Here is a 15930-nt window from a genome sequence, read left to right on the forward strand (position 1 = left end):
CGTGAGGTTATGAAGGCAATCACGATCACCGAACCGGGTGGGCCGGAAGTGCTCACATGGACAGAGGTACCGGACCCCGTACCGGGGCCGGGGGAAGTCCTCATTGATGTGACGGCCAGCGCCGTGAACCGGGCGGACCTACTCCAGCGCCAAGGCTTCTACGATCCTCCGCCCGGCGCTTCGCCGTATCCGGGACTTGAGTGCTCCGGGCATGTGGCAGCGCTGGGGGAGGGGGTCACCGGGTGGAAAGTCGGTCAGCCGGTGTGCGCTCTCCTGAGTGGTGGAGGGTACGCCGAGAAGGTGAGCGTGCCCGCTGGCCAGGTACTTCCTGTACCGGACGGTGTGTCTGTGGCCGACGCTGCCGCGCTGCCGGAAGCAACCGCAACGGTGTGGTCTAACATCTTCATGGGTGGGGGTACCGCCACAAGCTCCAACGTCTACATGGTGACCACACTGCTCGGACGTGCGGTCGGTGACCTGGGGGTTCGGCGGTTCGGCGCGGTCACGGTGGTGCGGTGCGGCAGCGTGCTCGCAGGTAGTGGTTTCGCTGTCGTGGCGCTGGCCCCGGGGGCCTGGGTGGGGATGCTGGGCTTCACGTTGCTGGGACTGGGGCTGTGCGTGATCGTGCCACAGACCTTCGCCGCAGCCGGCCGTGCTTTCCCCGGCGCCTCGGACTCGGCGGTCGCCCGACTCAACGTGTTCAACTACGTCGGCTTCCTCGTGGGGTCTCCGCTGGTCGGGGCGGTCGGGGAAATGTGGAGTTACCGGGGGGCCATGTTGATTCCCATGGTGTTGGTCCTCGTCACGCTCCGGTACGCGCGGTCCTTCGGAGCCGAGGGGCGTCCTCGGGGGCGGGCCCGATACCGTGACGGGCATGAGCGGCCGCAAGTGGTTGATGTGGGACGAGGCAGTAACGAGGTATGACTTCGGCCCGAGGCACCCGATGGACCCGGTGCGACTGGCCCTGACCATGGGGCTGGTACGGGCCTACGGGCTCGATCGGGCGGTGGAGGTGGTGGCCGCCAAGGCGGCCGGGGACTCCACGTTGCGGCTGGTACACCGGGAGGACTACGTGGCCGCCGTGCGGGCGGTGTCCGAGGATCCCGCGCGGGCGGACGGTACGTACGGGCTGGGGACGGATGACGACCCCGCGTTCTCGGGCATGCACGAGGCTTCTGCGTTGATCGCTGGCCAGTCGGTCGCCGCGGCGGAGGCACTGTGGCGGGGCGAGGCCCTGCACGCGGTGAACTTCGCGGGCGGCCTGCACCATGCGATGCCGGGGGCGGCCTCCGGGTTCTGCGTGTACAACGACGCGGCCCTCGCGATCGCCAGGCTGTTGGAGCTCGGGGCCGAGCGGGTGGCTTACGTGGACGTGGACGTGCACCACGGGGACGGGGTGCAGGCGGCGTTCTGGGACGATCCGCGGGTGCTGACCGTTTCGGTGCACGAGCACCCGCGCACGCTGTTCCCGCAGACCGGGTGGCCGCAGGAGACGGGCGGGCCGGCGGCTGAGGGCAGTGCGGTGAACCTCGCCTTGCCTGCCGGCACGGGTGACGCGGGGTGGTTGCGGGCGTTTCACGCCGTGGTCCCGGAGGTGTTGGCGGACTTCCGGCCGCAGGTGCTGGTGACGCAGCACGGCGCGGACACCCACTTCGAGGATCCGCTGGCCCATCTGGCGGTGTCCTTGGACGCCCAGCGCGCGGTGCAGGAGTCCTGTCACGACTTGGCCCACGCGTATGCGGGGGGTCGCTGGCTGGCCCTCGGGGGCGGGGGGTACGCGGTGGTGGACGTGGTCCCGCGGTCGTGGACGCACCTGGTGGCGATCGCCGCCCATCGGCCGATCGAGCCCGAGACGCTGGTCCCGCAGTCGTGGCGCGACGAGGTGTACGCACGGACCCGGCAGTGGGGACCGGCGCGGATGACGGACGGTCTGAGCCCGGTGCACTGGCGGGACTGGGAGTCGGGTTACGACCCGGCGGATCGTACCGACCAGGCGGTGCTGGCGGCTCGGCGAGCCGTCTACCCGTTGCGTGGAATGTTGCTTTGAGGGCCCCCGGGTGCTGATGGGAACTCGCTTGACCAGCATGTTGGTTGACGCCAATTCAGGTCATTAGCCCAACAGTGGTCTGTCTGTTGCGTTCTCGGGACCCCGGGCGCTCGGTACGGGAGCATCGGGCGGGTGTTGAGCACCGGAACGTTGCGTGCGCATCTGCTGGCCGCTCGGTTGGCGGGGTCCGTGGCCACTTCGCGCGAGGCGAACCTGCGCAGCTACCGGCTGTTCGCGGCGGGTGATCCGCGGGTGTTGCTGGGTCTTGAGCCACGATGGCCTTGGAGCGAGGGCGAGTTGCTGACCCTGATGGCCGAGAAGTGCGGGGTGTCGGCTGATCCGGGGCATGTCACCGGCCCGGATGTGATCGATCCGGAGCGTACGCTGGGGGCTCTGGAGGCGTTCGCGGCGCGGTTGCGTTCCGTCGCCAGGCGCCGGGCGCCAGTGCTGCTCGGGACTGGTCACCCGCATCGGCTGCTGGAGTTCTACGCTTCCTTGGCCCAGGCGCTGTCGGCGGCGGGATGTGAGGTTCTCACACCCGCGCAGGGTTGTCCTGTCGACATAACGACCCGCTTCGGGGTACGCACTCACCGCCTCGACTACGTACGAGGGGTCGCATTGATGCGGGATCCCGGCGCACAACGGTCAGGATGTGCGCCGGGCGTACACAGCCATTCGCCGCTGCCGGTTCGCACCGCGCTGGCAGCGCTCGCGGAGTCGGAGCTTCCACTGCCGGAGCTGGTGGTCGGGGATCACGGGTGGGTCTGCGCGGCAGGTCAGCTGGGCCTTGAGGCCATCGGCCTGGCGGACACCGATGATCCCGCGCTCTTCGTCGGGGAGGCCGAAGGGCGGGTGTCCGTGGCCGTTCCAGTTGATGACGGGGTGCGTTCAGACTATTACCGTCCCCTTACCCGCTACGTCCTTGGGCGTGCCGCACTGTGGGCGTAGGCGGCCGGCGCAAGGGGTGGGCGCGGCTGTGGCTACTCCTCTTCCCCACTCGTATCACCCGCCCCTAATCTGAGGAGTGAGCGCGCAGCGACGGGGAGTCACCGGAGGGGAAGCCGGTGCCCGTCATGCGCGGAAGGTTCAGGTGTGTCATGGCTGCTGGCGAGAGGCCTCTCAGTGAGGTTCAGTTCCTGACCGTGGCGGAGGTCGCCTCGGTGATGCGAGTGTCGAAGATGACCGTGTACCGCCTGGTGCACAACGGTCATCTGCCCGCGATCCGGGTGGGAAGGTCCTTCCGGGTTCCCGAAAACGCGGTTCACGAGTACCTCCGGGAATCGTTCGTGGGGGTCGAATCGGCCTGAGGACTCACCTCGGATTACAGGCTCGACGCTCGGGCGGGTAGGCTAGGCCGACGTAGGTCGTGTGGGCCCAGACGCCCCGCACCGAGTGAAGAGAAGTGAGCGAGGGTAGTCGTGGGCTCTGTTATCAAGAAGCGGCGTAAGCGGATGGCCAAGAAGAAGCACCGCAAGCTGCTCAAGCGCACCCGCGTTCAGCGTCGCAACAAGAAGTAAGCGATAGCTGGACGTGTTTCACCGCAGCCCCTCCACCGAATTCGGTGGAGGGGCTGCGGTGCAATGCGGCTCTTCCGGGGCTGACCCGCCGGGTCTGCGGGAGCGGCCTCATGGGCCCTGGAGGTCGCGCGGGCGCACGACACGGCACGGGTGCGGAAATCCACCTGGAGGGTCCGGCCGTGTCACGGTGGAGCACGCGGGATCTGCTCGGTACGGATGGACTCTGGCTGAGGTGCGGAAGAAAGGCGCTGATCTTGGGGAAGGTCGTGCTCGTGACCGGGGCGGCCCGGCAACTGGGGGGCCGGTTCATCCGACGCATCCAACGGGAGCCGGGGGTGGAGCGGGTCATCGCGGTGGACGCCGGCGTCCCGGCGCACCGGCTGGGGGCGGCACAGTTCATCCAGGCCGACATCAGACAGCCGGCGATCGCGCGTGTGCTGGCCGAGGAGGCGGTCGACACCGTGGTCCACCTCGATGTGACCGGTGTGCCGCGGGGAGGCGGTCGGGCCTCCCAGAAGGAAGCCAACGTCATCGGCACCATGCAGTTGCTGGGGGCCTGCCAGAAGTCCCCGAGCGTCCAGCGGCTGGTGGTGAAGTCCAGCACCGGCGTGTACGGTTCGGCCGCCCGTGATCCGGCCGTGTTCACCGAGGCCACCCAGCCGAAGGCACTGCCCAGCGGGGGCTTCGCCAAGGACACGGTGGAGGTCGAGGGCTATGTGCGGGGTTTCGCCCGCCGCCGCCCCGATGTGGCCGTCTGTGTGCTTCGCTTCGCCAACATCCTGGGGCCCTGCGCGGACTCGCCGCTCGCCCATTACTTCTCGATGCCGGTCCTACCGACGGTTTTCGGCTACGACCCGCGGTTGCAGTTCGTCCACGAGGACGACGTGGTCGATGTGCTGCGTTTGGTCGCGGCCCGTGATCCGCACCGGGGGGTACCGGTCAGCGGAACCTTCAACGTGGCTGGCGACGGGGTGTTGCTGCTGTCCCAGTGCGCGCGCCGGCTCGGGCGTCCGACCCTGCCGTTGCTGCTGCCCGCGGTCACCTGGGCGGGCGCGGCACTGCGGGCCGCCCAGGTGACCGATTTCTCCCCGGAACAGATTCGGCTGCTGACCCATGGCAGGGTGGTCCAGACGGATCTGCTGCGTGAGACTCTGGGGTTCACGCCCTCCTTCACCACCGCGGAGACGTTCGCGGACTTCGCCCGCAGCCGTGGACCGGGCCTCTTGCCGCCGGAACGGTTGCGGCGGGCCGTCGACGAGGTCGGGGCGGTGCTGGGGAGCCGGGTCAGTGTCGACGAAGGAGCGCACCGATAATGGCGGACGCCAAGGTCATCCCGTTCGGTGAGGACCGTTCTCGGAGCGGAGCGAACACGCGCCCCCAGCGGCGTCGGGTGGCCAACGGCTGGCGCAAGCCGGAGCCCGAGCTGCGCGCCCTGCCGACGGACCGGGCGGAGGAGCCCCCGACCGCCCCGAACGGCGCCGGGCCCGATGACGCGGAGCCGGCACGGCAGCCGAAGGAGGAGAGCGGCACTTGGGACCGTCGGATCGCCGGCGGTCTGGCGTTCCTGCGCCGACGGCTGACCGGCGAGTACGAGGTCGATGAGTTCGGGTACGACGAGGAGCTCACGGACCAGGTGTTGATGTCCTTGGTGCGGCCGTTGTACGAGAAGTACTTCCGGGTCGAGGTCAAGGGGATCGAGAACGTCCCTGCCGAAGGCGGGGCGTTGATCGTGGCCAACCACTCCGGCACGCTTCCGCTGGACGGGTTGATGATGCAGGTCGCCGTACACGACCATCATCCGGCGGGCCGTCACCTCCGATTGCTCGCCGCGGACCTGGTGTTCATGCTGCCGGTGGTCAACGAACTCGCCCGCAAGGCCGGGCACACCCTGGCCTGCACCGAGGACGCGGAGCGGCTGCTGGGGCGGGGGGAGCTCGTGGGCGTCATGCCGGAGGGGTTCAAGGGCATAGGGAAGCCGTTCGGCGAGCGCTACAAGCTGCAGCGCTTCGGCCGGGGAGGATTCGTCCAGACCGCGCTGCGGGCGGGCACCCCGATCGTGCCGTGTTCGATCGTCGGAGCGGAGGAGATCTACCCGATGATCGGCAACGCGAAGACGCTGGCACGGGTGCTCGGCTTCCCCTACTTCCCGATCACGCCGACGTTCCCGTGGTTGGGACCGCTGGGGGCCGTTCCGCTTCCGACGAAGTGGACGATCCAGTTCGGGGAGCCGATTCCCACCGACGGCTATCCTCCTGAGGCCGCGGAGGACCCGATGCTGATGTTCAACCTCACGGATCAGGTCCGGGAGCAGATCCAGCACGCCCTCTACAAGCTGCTGGTGCAGCGGCGTTCGGTGTTCTTCTGAGGGCTCTCCCGTCAGCGCCCGCCCTCCGGAATTCGCCGTGTGGAGGGCGGGCGCCGACGGAGCTGACCTCGCTGCGCTGGCAGGTCTGCCCGAGTAGGTCCAGTGGTCTAGCGGACGTCCTCGCCGTTGAGCCCGAGCCCGGGCAGGATCCCGGGCAACAGCGGCGGGATGGTGATGTCGGGCTCGACTTCGCCCGGTTCGGACGGACTGGGCTCGGGCTGATCGTCGTGTGGTGGGTTGAGGAGGCCGCCCGCAGCACCATCGAGGATGCCCTCGGGGCTGTCCTCCTCCGCCGGCGGGGCCACGGAACGAGGCTTTCCGTCCGGTGAAGTGGACCCGTCCACAGCGGGGGAGGACTTGGGTGAGGGGCTCGTCTTCTGGCCGGCCGCGTCGCTGCGCGGAGCGGGTTCGGGGGAGGAGCTGCGCAAACCTCGCTTCTGGTCCGGTGCCTTGGGCAGCAGTTCCTGGAGCGGGGCGACTTCTTCGTCTATGGCTTCGAACACCCAGGTCACCTCGTCCCCGACGTCGGTGAGCTGGGCGGGCAGCCGCTCGCGCAGTTGTCCCCAGGCGTCTCGGTGCGAGTCGGTGAACGAGGAGAGCCGCTGGATCGGGCTCAGTGAACCGTCCGCCTGGTACGCCTCGTGGAGCAGGCGGTGGCCTTCGGAGACGTCGTGCCGCATGCCGGACAGTGCACGCCGGATCTCTCCCAGCGACTCGTGGTCCAGGTCGCCGAGTTTGCCGCGCTCCATCAGGCGGCGCGCCTCGTGGAGTCGGGTGGACGCCTGGTCGAGGTACACCTCACCACGGTCGGAGTCCCCGTCGGCCATGCCCAGCCTCAGGTCCTCCATGCCGCGTTTGAGCCCGTAGAGCGAATCACCGGGCAGTGCGTCGGAGCTTGCGGCGGCCACTCCGCTGAAGGCGCCCGCGGCCACCCCGACGGTGAGACCACCGGCCGCGATGCCTTTCGACCAGCGGGAGCGGGGCTTCAGCTTTCGCAGCGAGGTCGCCCGGTGGGCGCCTCTGCTGGTCCGCTGCTCGGGTACCGAGGGCCCGGCACCGCCTTGGGCGGTCCCTTCCATGAGCATGGCTTCCATGGCAGCCACGAGTTGCGCCCGCTGAACCACCTTGACCTCGGGGTCCAGAGCTGGGCGTGGCACATCACCAAGCGCGTTCGCCAGGGCCAACAGCCGGTCGGGCTCGGCTGCTTCGGCAGGCACCTCGGACTGCTCGGCCGCCGTATCCGCGGGATCGGGGGATGTCCGATCCTCCAGGGCCTGGGCGAAGGCGTTCGCCCGCCGGTGCGCCGAAACGTTCGCGATCACTGGCGGCACCTCCTCTCGTCATGACGATCGACTCCCCAGGGGGTCCGGATGGTTGCCCGTAACCGACGCATCCACACTTCTGTGTGTGGAGCGAGGGGTGTGGCGTGTCCACAGGGAGCCTGCATTCCGCATAACGAGCGGCGCGGCACTTGGGTTACGGACGAAGGATGATCGGACCACAGCTTCATTGAAGAGGTCACCGGTGAGGGGTTCGGGGCCGGCCGGTCAGCGGGCGTCGTCCGGGAGCAGCCGGGCCAGGGTGCGTACGGCACGGTACTGGAGGGTCTTGATCGCTCCCTCGTTCTTCCCCATCACGCGGGCCGTCTCGGCGACGGAGAGCCCCTGGAGGAAGCGCAGCGTCACGCATTCCTGCTGTTGGGGGTTGAGTTTGCGCACGGCCTCCAGCAGAGCCGCGTTGGACAGGGACTCAAGGACGGAGTCCTCGGGGGAGCGCTCGACCTCGTTGGCGTCGAGCATCTCGCCGGTGGTGACCTCCAGCCGGAAGCGGCTGGACTTGAAGTGGTCGGCCACCAGGTTGCGGGCGATGGTCACCAGCCAGGCGCCGAAGTCCCGTCCCTGCCAGGTGAAGGTGGAGATGCGGCGTAGGGCGCGCAGGAAGGTCTCGCTGGTGAGGTCCTCGGCTGTGGCCTTGCCGCCCACGCGGTAGTAGATGTACCGGTAGACGGTGTCGTTGTACTGGTCATAGAGCCGGCCGAAGGCCTCGGCCTCGCCGGCCTGGGCCCGTTCGACCAGGTCCATCATGCGTGCGCTGTCACTGTCGGCACTGGGGCGGCGCGCGGTGGGGGTGCCACTCGCGCTCGCGCTGTTGCCGCGTGCTCGTCTGCCGACCGTAGCGCCTCCGTCGGTCAGGGCGTAGCAGGGACCGGCCGGGCCGGATGCGGCGGCCGGTGTGGCGAATGCGGGGGCGGCGTACGCGGTGGGGACGAGACCGCGCAGGTGGTCGAGGACCGTTGCGCGGAGCGTAGCCAGGCCCGAGGCGTCAACCCCGACGTGTGGGTACACGGGACTCCCAGAGGCAGAGCTTCCATCACGTGCAGTGCGGGACCGTTCACCCGTCGTGACGACGAATGGCTGCCCGTATGCGTTTGAGGAGAATAACGCTTCGTACAGGCGGCGCTACACCCAGTTGCTCAAATCGCCGATTACGTCGCTTCTGTTGCATCTAGAGGGCAAAGTCCCTCGCTGATTGTGATCGGTTGTTGATCGATTCTGTATGTGGAGTGCTCGATTCCATGGCTGGATATGGTCGACCGGCAGGGATCCGTGGGTCGTGCAGCCAGTGTGTTCGCAAGCGCTGCGACATCGGGCGGAGGTGGGGGTGAAGTGGCCCGTTGGGTCCGCGCCCGATCCGTGCCGGGCGCCGAGGTGTGGCGTGTTCCCTTCGGTACAGGGAAAACCGCGGAGGTAGCGAGCGCGCCGGGCGTCCCTCCGCTACTTGCGGCGACGGTGGATGGCCACGGCGGCGGCCGTTCCGCCGGCCAGTGCCCCCACTCCGGCGGCTGCCGGAATGCCTACCTTCGCCGCCTTGCGCCCGGTCCGATAGTCGCGAAGCCGCCAGTCCAGGTCCCGGGCGTGCTTGCGCAATTTCGTGTCCGGATTGATCGCGTACGGATGTCCTACGAGCGACAGCATCGGAATGTCGTTGTGCGAATCGCTGTATGCCGCGCAGCGGGAGAGGTCCAGGCCCTCGGCCGCGGCCAGCGCCCGGACGGCCTCCGCCTTCGCCGGGCCGTGCAGGGGTTCTCCGACGAGCCGGCCGGTGTAGATACCGTCCACGGACTCCGCCACCGTGCCGAGCGCACCCGTCAGGCCGAGGCGGCGGGCGATGATCGTGGCCGTCTCCACCGGGGCGGCCGTGACCAACCAGACCTTCTGGCCGGCGTCCAGGTGGGCCTGCGCCAGGGCACGGGTACCGGGCCAGATGCGTCCGGCCATGTACTCGTCGTAGATCTCCTCGCCGATGTCCATCAATTCGCAGACCCGGTGGCCCTTGACGATCGACAGCGCGCTGTCTCGCGCGTCCTGCATGTGCTCGGGGTCTTCCACTCCGGCGATCCGGAACCAGGTCTGCTGCCAGGCGAAGCGGGCCAGTTCGCGTCGCTGGAAGAACTTCCGCTTGTAGAGGCCGCGTCCGAGGTGGAAGATCGCCGCGCCCTGCATCACGGTGTTGTCGAGGTCGAAGAAGGCGGCGGCGCGCACGTCGCCGGCGACGGGGAAGTCGGGTTCGCAGGCCTCACCGGCACCGGCGGTCTCGGCCGTCGCGGGCGGGGCTGGTTCCTCCGGAGCCCGCGTCGCGGTCCTGGCCCGTCGGCGCATCGGGAGGGGTGAGAGCCGGCTGGTCGCCCCGGCCGGGGTCTCGGAGGTCGGGGGGAGTTCGGTATCGACGTCCGTTGAGTTCTTGCGCGCGGCCTCTGCCGAGGCCTCGCCTGCGAGCACGCTGCGCGCGGTGGCGGAGCGCCTACGGGGAGTGAACCTGCCCAGAGCGGCCATGCGGTGAGCATAGCCAGTCCGTTCGGCGGTTCCCGAGTCCTTCGGGTGCGATCGCGTGAACACTCCGGGGCGCCGGCGTTACGCGGGCCGCGGTGGGTGACCGGGAGCGGGGGGAGGTGCGTGGTCCGCGCGCGAGAATGGGGGCATGAGTCCACTGCTGCGCCGTAAGGAAAAGGGCAGGGCCCCGGCTGATCGCCTGGTCACGCTGATCGGGAAGCCCGGCTGTCATCTGTGCGAGGACGCGCAGGTGGTGGTGGAGAAGGTCTGTGCGCAGACCGGGGCCGCGTGGGAGAAGAAGGACATCACCGAGGACGAGGCGCTGCACACGGCGTACTGGGAGCAGATTCCGGTGGTGCTGGTCGACGGTGAACAGCACACCTTCTGGAGGGTGGATCCGGAACGTCTGCGCCGGGCGCTGACGGGGTGATCTCCTGGGGGCCGGCAAGGGGTCGCGGAGCGGGGCGAGGAGTCCTGTTCTGAGCCAAATGGCCTCGATGGCGGCTACCATCATGGGCGATTTGCGGGAACTCGGGGGCTTATCGGTGAGGAGTGTGTGCGATTTTGCCCCCTTCAGTATTTGAACGGGTTTGGTTGACTCGCGGTTCCAGGATCCCGCCCCTCGGTTGCGTGACCCCGGTCACTTTGGTCGGACAAAGCGGACACAATCTTTGTGCACGCGTTCACAAAGACATAGCCTGCTGTCGACGGGGCGGTCCTGGGACAAGTGGCCGCCTGCAGCCCCGCTCATCCCGCAGGAGCATCGTGGCAACTGGCCGAACTCACCGACCGGCGACCCGCAGCCGAGGCATTCCCGAGGCCACTGTCGCCAGGCTTCCGCTGTACCTGCGGGCGCTGACCGCGCTTTCCGAGCGCTCCGTGCCCACCGTCTCCTCCGAAGAGCTCGCCGCCGCCGCCGGGGTGAACTCCGCCAAGCTGCGCAAGGACTTCTCCTACCTCGGCTCCTACGGAACCCGCGGCGTCGGCTACGACGTCGAGTACCTCGTCTACCAGATCTCCCGTGAGCTCGGGCTGACCCAGGACTGGCCGGTCGTCATCGTCGGCATCGGTAACCTCGGGGCCGCGCTGGCCAACTACGGGGGCTTCGCCTCCCGTGGCTTCCGGGTGGCCGCCCTGATCGACGCCGACCCCGCCATGGCGGGCAAGCCGGTCGCGGGCATCCCCGTGCAGCACACCGACGAGCTCGAAAAGATCATCGAGGAGAACGGCGTCTCCATCGGTGTCATCGCCACCCCCGCGGGCGCCGCCCAGCAGGTCAGTGAGCGACTCATCGCCGCCGGTGTCACCTCCATCCTGAACTTCGCGCCCACCGTGCTGTCCGTGCCGGACGGCGTCGACGTGCGCAAGGTCGACCTCTCCATCGAGTTGCAGATCCTCGCCTTCCACGAGCAGCGCAAGGCCGGTGAGGAGGCCGCGACCGGGGCCGTCGCGCAAGGTGTCGGCCGCACCGCTCCCGCTGCGCCCGCCGCCCGCAGGGACGGCAACCCGGACGGCGACCTTCCGGCGGTGATGCCGGCATGAGTCTGCTCGTCGTCGGGTTGAGCCACCGCAGCGCGCCGGTCAGCGTGCTGGAGCGGGCCGCCCTGGCCGCGCCCGCACAGATCGCGCTGTTGCACGAGACGCTGGCCACCGAACCGGCCGCCGAAGCGACCGTGCTCGCCACCTGCAACCGGATCGAGCTGTACGCCGACGTGGACAAGTTCCACGCCGGTGTCGCGGAACTCTCCACCCTGCTCGCCCGACACAGCGGCGTGGGTCTGGAAGAGCTCACCCCCTACCTCTACGTGCACTACGAGGACCGTGCCGTCCACCACCTCTTCTCGGTGGCGTGCGGACTGGACTCGATGGTCGTAGGGGAGGGGCAGATCCTCGGCCAGATCAAGGACGCCCTCGCACTCGGCCAGGAACAGCACACCGCGGGCCGCTTGATCAACGACCTGTTCCAGCAGGCGCTCCGGGTCGGTAAGCGGGCCCACTCCGAGACCGGCATCGACCGCGCCGGCCAGTCGCTGGTCACCTTCGGTCTGGAGCAGCTCGCCGCCGGCGCCGAGGTCTCCGGCTGGGCCGCCGGCAAGCGCGCCCTGGTGATCGGCGCAGGCTCCATGTCCTCCCTGGCCGCCGCCACCCTCGCGCGCGCCGGCGTGAGCGAGGTGGTCATCGCCAACCGCACCGCGGAGCGGGCCAAGCGGCTCGCGGAGATCCTTGGCGCCGCAGCTACCGGGGCCGCCGCGCACGCGATCACGATGAGTGAGGTCGCGGACGAACTGACACGAGTCGACATCGTGGTCTCCTGCACCGGCGCCACCGGGCTGGTGCTGACCGCCGACGCGGTGTCCCGCGCGCTGACGGAGCACACCACCCGACCGGACGGGCCCCTGACGGACGCCCTCGCCCCCGTGGCGATCGCGTCGGGTACGGTCCCCGCGCAGCCTTCGGGGAGCACCGCCCGAAGCGGACTCGCCGACGGCGACCTCGTCGCCCGGCTCGCAGCCGCCGCCGCTCAGCACGGCCGGCTCACCGACGCCGGACCGGTGCGGTCCCCGCTGGCCTCGACGGTCGGCGCGGAGGCGCTCACCGAGGGCTGCCCGCTCGACCTGGACGCGCCCGCCGTGGACGGCCGGGCCGCGATCACCGGCGTGGACGCCGGCGCGCTGGAACTGCACGGGGCCTGGGCCGACCAGGGCGAGGCCGCCGGCCGCGGCACGCTGCGGCGCGGCAGCTCCGGGAACGGCGCCCCCCACGACCGGCGCGCGCACGCCCGGCTCGCCCTGCTCGACCTCGCCATGCCCCGCGACATCGACGCGGCCGTGCACCGGATCCGGGGCGTGCGGCTGGTGGACATCGAGTCGCTGGCCGAGGCCGCGGCCGACGCCCCGATGGCCGCGGACGTGGAGCAGGTGCGCGACATCGTCTCCGCGGAGGTCGCCGCCTTCGGCGCCGCACAGCGCGCCGCGCACATCACGCCCACGGTCGTGGCACTGCGCGCGATGGCCGCGCAGGTGGTGGCCAGCGAGGTGGCCCGGCTCGACGGCCGACTGCCCGAACTGGACGACAAGCAGCGCGCCGAGGTCACCCAGACCGTGCGCCGCGTCGTCGACAAGCTCCTGCACGCGCCGACCGTGCGGGTCAAGCAGCTCGCGAGCGAGCCCGGTGGCGCCGGGTACGCCGAGGCGCTGCGCGAACTCTTCGATCTCGACCCGCAGACGGTGGCTTCCGTCAGTCGGGCGGATGGCGGAGTGAGCACCAGCACGAACGGCGGCGATGTGAAGAACACCGAGAAGAACCCAGGACGGGCATCATGAAATCAGGCCCCGACCGCCCAGGCGGCCTTGACCGGCCGCTCCGGCTCGGCACCCGCCGCAGCAAGCTGGCCATGTCCCAGTCGGGTCACGTGGCCGAGGCGGTGCGCCGGCTCACCGGCCGCGCCGTCGAGTTGGTGGAGGTCACCACCTACGGTGACGTCTCCCGCGAGCACCTCGCGCAGATCGGCGGTACCGGCGTCTTCGTCACGGCGCTGCGCGACGCCTTGCTGCGCGGCGAGGTGGACTTCGCCGTGCACTCCCTGAAGGACCTGCCGACGGCCCAGCCCTCGGACCTGGTCCTGGCGGCCGTCCCGCGCCGGGAGGACCCGCGCGACGTGCTGGTCGCACGTGACGGCCTGACCTTCGAGCAGCTGCCCGACGGCGCACGGGTCGGTACCGGCTCCCCGCGTCGGATGGCCCAGTTGAACGCCTACGCCCGGGTGCTCGGCAAGCGCATCGAGACGGTCGCCATCCGCGGCAACGTGGACACCCGCATCGGGTACGTCCACGCGGGTGAGCTCGATGCGGTGGTGCTGGCCTCGGCCGGCCTGCGCCGCATAGGCCGCAGCGACGAGGTCACTGACTTCCTCGCGGTCGACCATGTCCTGCCCGCCCCCGGCCAGGGGGCCTTGGCGATCGAGTGTGCCGCGGACCACGCGGACCTCGCCGCCCTGCTCGCCGGGCTCGACGATCCGCACACCAGGATCGCCGTGACCGCCGAGCGGTCCCTGCTCGCCGCCCTGGAGGCCGGCTGCAGCGCACCCGTGGGGGCGCTCGCCGACTTGCTGGCCGACGGGCAGATTGTCAACGAAATGCGCCTGCGCGGTGTTGTCGGTACCACCGACGGATCCGCGCTGGTGCAGCTGTCCACCACCGGTCCCGTGCCCCAGTCGTACGACGAGGCCATGGCGCTCGGCCGCGAACTCGCGGACGAGATGCTGGCCAAGGGCGCGGCCGGTCTGATGGGGGAGCGAGCGTCTTGAGCCCCACAAGCCCTACCACCTCCGCCCTTCCGGCCGTTGCCGCGCAGGGGCACGTCACCTTCCTCGGTGCCGGCCCCGGCGATCCGGGACTGCTGACGCTGCGCGCGGTCGAAGCGCTCGCGGGCGCGGACGTACTGATCGCCGAGCCCGAGGTGCTCGACGTCGTGCGTACACATGCGCGTGCGGGAGTCGACACGCCACAGCTGACAGTCGCTGACGAGGCATCAGCAACCGTCGGTATCCCGGTGATCCGGGATGCGGCCAATCTTGTCATGGAGGCCGCGCGGTCCGGCAGGCGGGTGGTCCGTGCGGTGTCCGGAGACCCCGGACTCGACGGGCACGCAGGCGAGGAGATGCTCGCCTGTGCCGCCGAAGGCATCCCCTTCGAGGTGGTTCCGGGCATCGCGACCGCCGTCGGGGTCCCCGCGTACGCCGGGGTGCCGCTGCGGGCCCGTGAGGGCGGCGGAGACGTCCGGTTCGTCGAGGCCAAGACGGCCTCGGCACGCTGCTGGTCCGAGGTCGGCGCCAGCGACGGCACGCTCGTGGTCTCCGCGACCTTGGAGACCGTCGGGGCCGCCGCCTCGGAGCTGGTCTCGGCCGGGCGCAAGCCGGACACGCCGATGAGCGTCACGGTCGCCGGCACCACCACCCGCCAGCGCACCTGGACGGCCACCCTGGGCTCCATCGCGCAGGTCCTCAAGCAGGCCAAGGTGCTGCCCTCCCCCGAGGGTTACCGGCCGGTGATAGCCGTGGTCGGTGAGCATAGTGCCGCCGCGCAGCGCGAGCAGTTGTCCTGGTTCGAGTCCAAGCCGCTCTTCGGCTGGCGGGTCCTGGTACCCCGGACCAAGGAGCAGGCGGCCTCCCTCTCCGACCAGTTGCGGTCCTACGGCGCGGTGCCGCACGAGGTGCCGACCATCGCGGTGGAGCCGCCGCGAACCCCGCAGCAGATGGAGCGGGCCGTCAAGGGCCTGGTCACCGGCCGCTACGAGTGGATCGCCTTCACCTCGGTGAACGCGGTCAAGGCGGTCCGTGAGAAGTTCGAGGAGTACGGGCTCGACGCACGGGCCTTCGCAGGGATCAAGGTCGCGGCCGTCGGTGAGCAGACCGCGCGCGCGCTCGTCGAGTTCGGCGTCAAGCCCGACCTGGTGCCCTCCGGTGAGCAGTCCGCCGCCGGTCTGCTGGAGGACTGGCCGCCCTACGACCCGGTCTTCGACCCGATCGACCGCGTCTTCCTGCCGCGTGCCGACATCGCCACCGAGACCCTGGTGGCCGGGCTCATCGAGCTGGGTTGGGAGGTGGACGACGTCACCGCCTACCGGACGGTGCGCGCTTCTCCGCCGCCGGCGGACACCCGGGAGGCGATCAAGGGCGGCGGGTTCGATGCCGTGCTCTTCACCTCCTCCTCCACGGTGCGCAACCTCGTCGGCATCGCCGGCAAGCCGCACAACGTCACGGTCATCGCATGCATCGGCCCGGCCACCGCCAAGACCGCGGAGGAGCACGGGCTGCGGGTGGACGTCCTGTCGCCGGAACCGAGCGTGGGCAAGCTCGCCGAGGCGCTCGCCGAGTACGGCAGGGCGCGCCGTGCCGCGGCTCTGGAGGCCGGGGACCCGGTGACCCGCCCCAGCGAGCGCCGACCGGGCGCGCGGCGGCGGCGCAGCACCTGAGGTCTTTGCGCCTGGTGGGGCCCGGGATGCTTCGGCACCCGGGCCCCACGTGTGTGTGGGCCCCGTGCGGCGCGCGGGTGGGTGTTCGCGGTTGCGCACGGGTAGCGGCTGGTGACGGGCGGGCGGGCGGCTGTGCCCGTACTGAAACAGTGACATGCGTCACGGCGGTTCGAGCGATAACGGAAGCATTACGTCCGC

Annotated in this window: 15 protein-coding genes; 12 read left to right on the plus strand and 3 right to left on the minus strand. The window is 70.1% G+C overall.

Annotated features, from left to right (window positions below; genetic code table 11):
- Positions 1-9 precede the first annotated feature (9 nt).
- From ACFYMC_RS15675 to ACFYMC_RS15705, 7 genes are all read left to right on the plus strand, one after another.
- On the plus strand, positions 10-924 hold the full coding sequence (locus tag ACFYMC_RS15675; protein ID WP_388524530.1) for an MFS transporter: 915 nt from the start codon (positions 10-12) through the stop codon (positions 922-924).
- Positions 875-2047: an acetoin utilization protein AcuC gene (locus ACFYMC_RS15680; protein WP_388524533.1), complete on the plus strand. Its 1173-nt coding sequence runs from the start codon at positions 875-877 to the stop codon at positions 2045-2047. The genes ACFYMC_RS15675 and ACFYMC_RS15680 overlap by 50 nt, the downstream gene beginning before the upstream one ends.
- 132 nt (positions 2048-2179) lie before the next feature.
- Positions 2180-2995: a phosphatase gene (locus ACFYMC_RS15685; RefSeq protein WP_388524536.1), complete on the plus strand. Its 816-nt coding sequence runs from the start codon at positions 2180-2182 to the stop codon at positions 2993-2995.
- A 149-nt stretch (positions 2996-3144) separates the two neighbouring features.
- Positions 3145-3354, plus strand: a complete 210-nt coding sequence (locus ACFYMC_RS15690; RefSeq protein WP_162688852.1) for a helix-turn-helix domain-containing protein — start codon at positions 3145-3147, stop codon at positions 3352-3354.
- A 111-nt stretch (positions 3355-3465) separates the two neighbouring features.
- Positions 3466-3564 carry a 30S ribosomal protein bS22 gene (locus tag ACFYMC_RS15695; RefSeq protein WP_003948845.1) on the plus strand — a complete coding sequence of 33 codons (99 nt, stop codon included), beginning with the start codon at positions 3466-3468 and terminating at the stop codon, positions 3562-3564.
- 254 nt (positions 3565-3818) lie between these two features.
- Positions 3819-4877, plus strand: a complete 1059-nt coding sequence (locus ACFYMC_RS15700) for an NAD-dependent epimerase/dehydratase family protein (protein WP_388524539.1) — start codon at positions 3819-3821, stop codon at positions 4875-4877.
- Positions 4877-5929, plus strand: a complete 1053-nt coding sequence (locus tag ACFYMC_RS15705) for a lysophospholipid acyltransferase family protein (RefSeq protein ID WP_388524542.1) — start codon at positions 4877-4879, stop codon at positions 5927-5929. The genes ACFYMC_RS15700 and ACFYMC_RS15705 overlap by 1 nt, the downstream gene beginning before the upstream one ends.
- A 107-nt stretch (positions 5930-6036) precedes the next feature.
- Here the strand turns inward: ACFYMC_RS15705 and ACFYMC_RS15710 are convergent, their stop codons facing one another.
- The 3 genes from ACFYMC_RS15710 to ACFYMC_RS15720 all read right to left on the minus strand — a co-directional run bounded on the left by ACFYMC_RS15710 (position 6037) and on the right by ACFYMC_RS15720 (position 9762).
- A complete protein-coding gene (locus tag ACFYMC_RS15710; RefSeq protein WP_388524544.1) occupies positions 6037-7251 on the minus strand; it encodes a DUF5667 domain-containing protein in 1215 nt (404 codons plus the stop codon).
- Positions 7252-7476: 225 nt separating this feature from the next.
- Complete coding sequence (locus ACFYMC_RS15715; RefSeq protein ID WP_388524547.1) at positions 7477-8274, minus strand: ECF subfamily RNA polymerase sigma factor, BldN family; 798 nt, start codon at positions 8272-8274, stop codon at positions 7477-7479.
- Between the two features lie 429 nt (positions 8275-8703).
- Positions 8704-9762, minus strand: a complete 1059-nt coding sequence (locus tag ACFYMC_RS15720; protein ID WP_388524550.1) for an HAD family hydrolase — start codon at positions 9760-9762, stop codon at positions 8704-8706.
- A 145-nt stretch (positions 9763-9907) separates the two neighbouring features.
- Here ACFYMC_RS15720 and ACFYMC_RS15725 point away from each other — a divergent pair, with 145 nt between their 5' ends.
- From ACFYMC_RS15725 to ACFYMC_RS15745, 5 genes are all read left to right on the plus strand, one after another.
- On the plus strand, positions 9908-10189 hold the full coding sequence (locus ACFYMC_RS15725) for a glutaredoxin family protein (RefSeq protein ID WP_388524553.1): 282 nt from the start codon (positions 9908-9910) through the stop codon (positions 10187-10189).
- Between the two features lie 335 nt (positions 10190-10524).
- Positions 10525-11301: a redox-sensing transcriptional repressor Rex gene (locus tag ACFYMC_RS15730; RefSeq protein WP_388524556.1), complete on the plus strand. Its 777-nt coding sequence runs from the start codon at positions 10525-10527 to the stop codon at positions 11299-11301.
- Complete coding sequence (locus ACFYMC_RS15735; RefSeq protein WP_388524558.1) at positions 11298-13082, plus strand: glutamyl-tRNA reductase; 1785 nt, start codon at positions 11298-11300, stop codon at positions 13080-13082. The genes ACFYMC_RS15730 and ACFYMC_RS15735 overlap by 4 nt, the downstream gene beginning before the upstream one ends.
- Positions 13079-14065 carry a hydroxymethylbilane synthase gene (gene hemC, locus ACFYMC_RS15740; RefSeq protein WP_388524561.1) on the plus strand — a complete coding sequence of 329 codons (987 nt, stop codon included), beginning with the start codon at positions 13079-13081 and terminating at the stop codon, positions 14063-14065. Before ACFYMC_RS15735 ends, hemC begins: the two co-directional genes overlap by 4 nt.
- A complete protein-coding gene (locus tag ACFYMC_RS15745; RefSeq protein WP_388524564.1) occupies positions 14062-15732 on the plus strand; it encodes a uroporphyrinogen-III synthase in 1671 nt (556 codons plus the stop codon). Before hemC ends, ACFYMC_RS15745 begins: the two co-directional genes overlap by 4 nt.
- Positions 15733-15930: the final 198 nt, after the last annotated feature.

This window comes from Streptomyces sp. NPDC006879, from assembly GCF_042869595.1.
GTDB lineage: Bacteria > Actinomycetota > Actinomycetes > Streptomycetales > Streptomycetaceae > Streptomyces.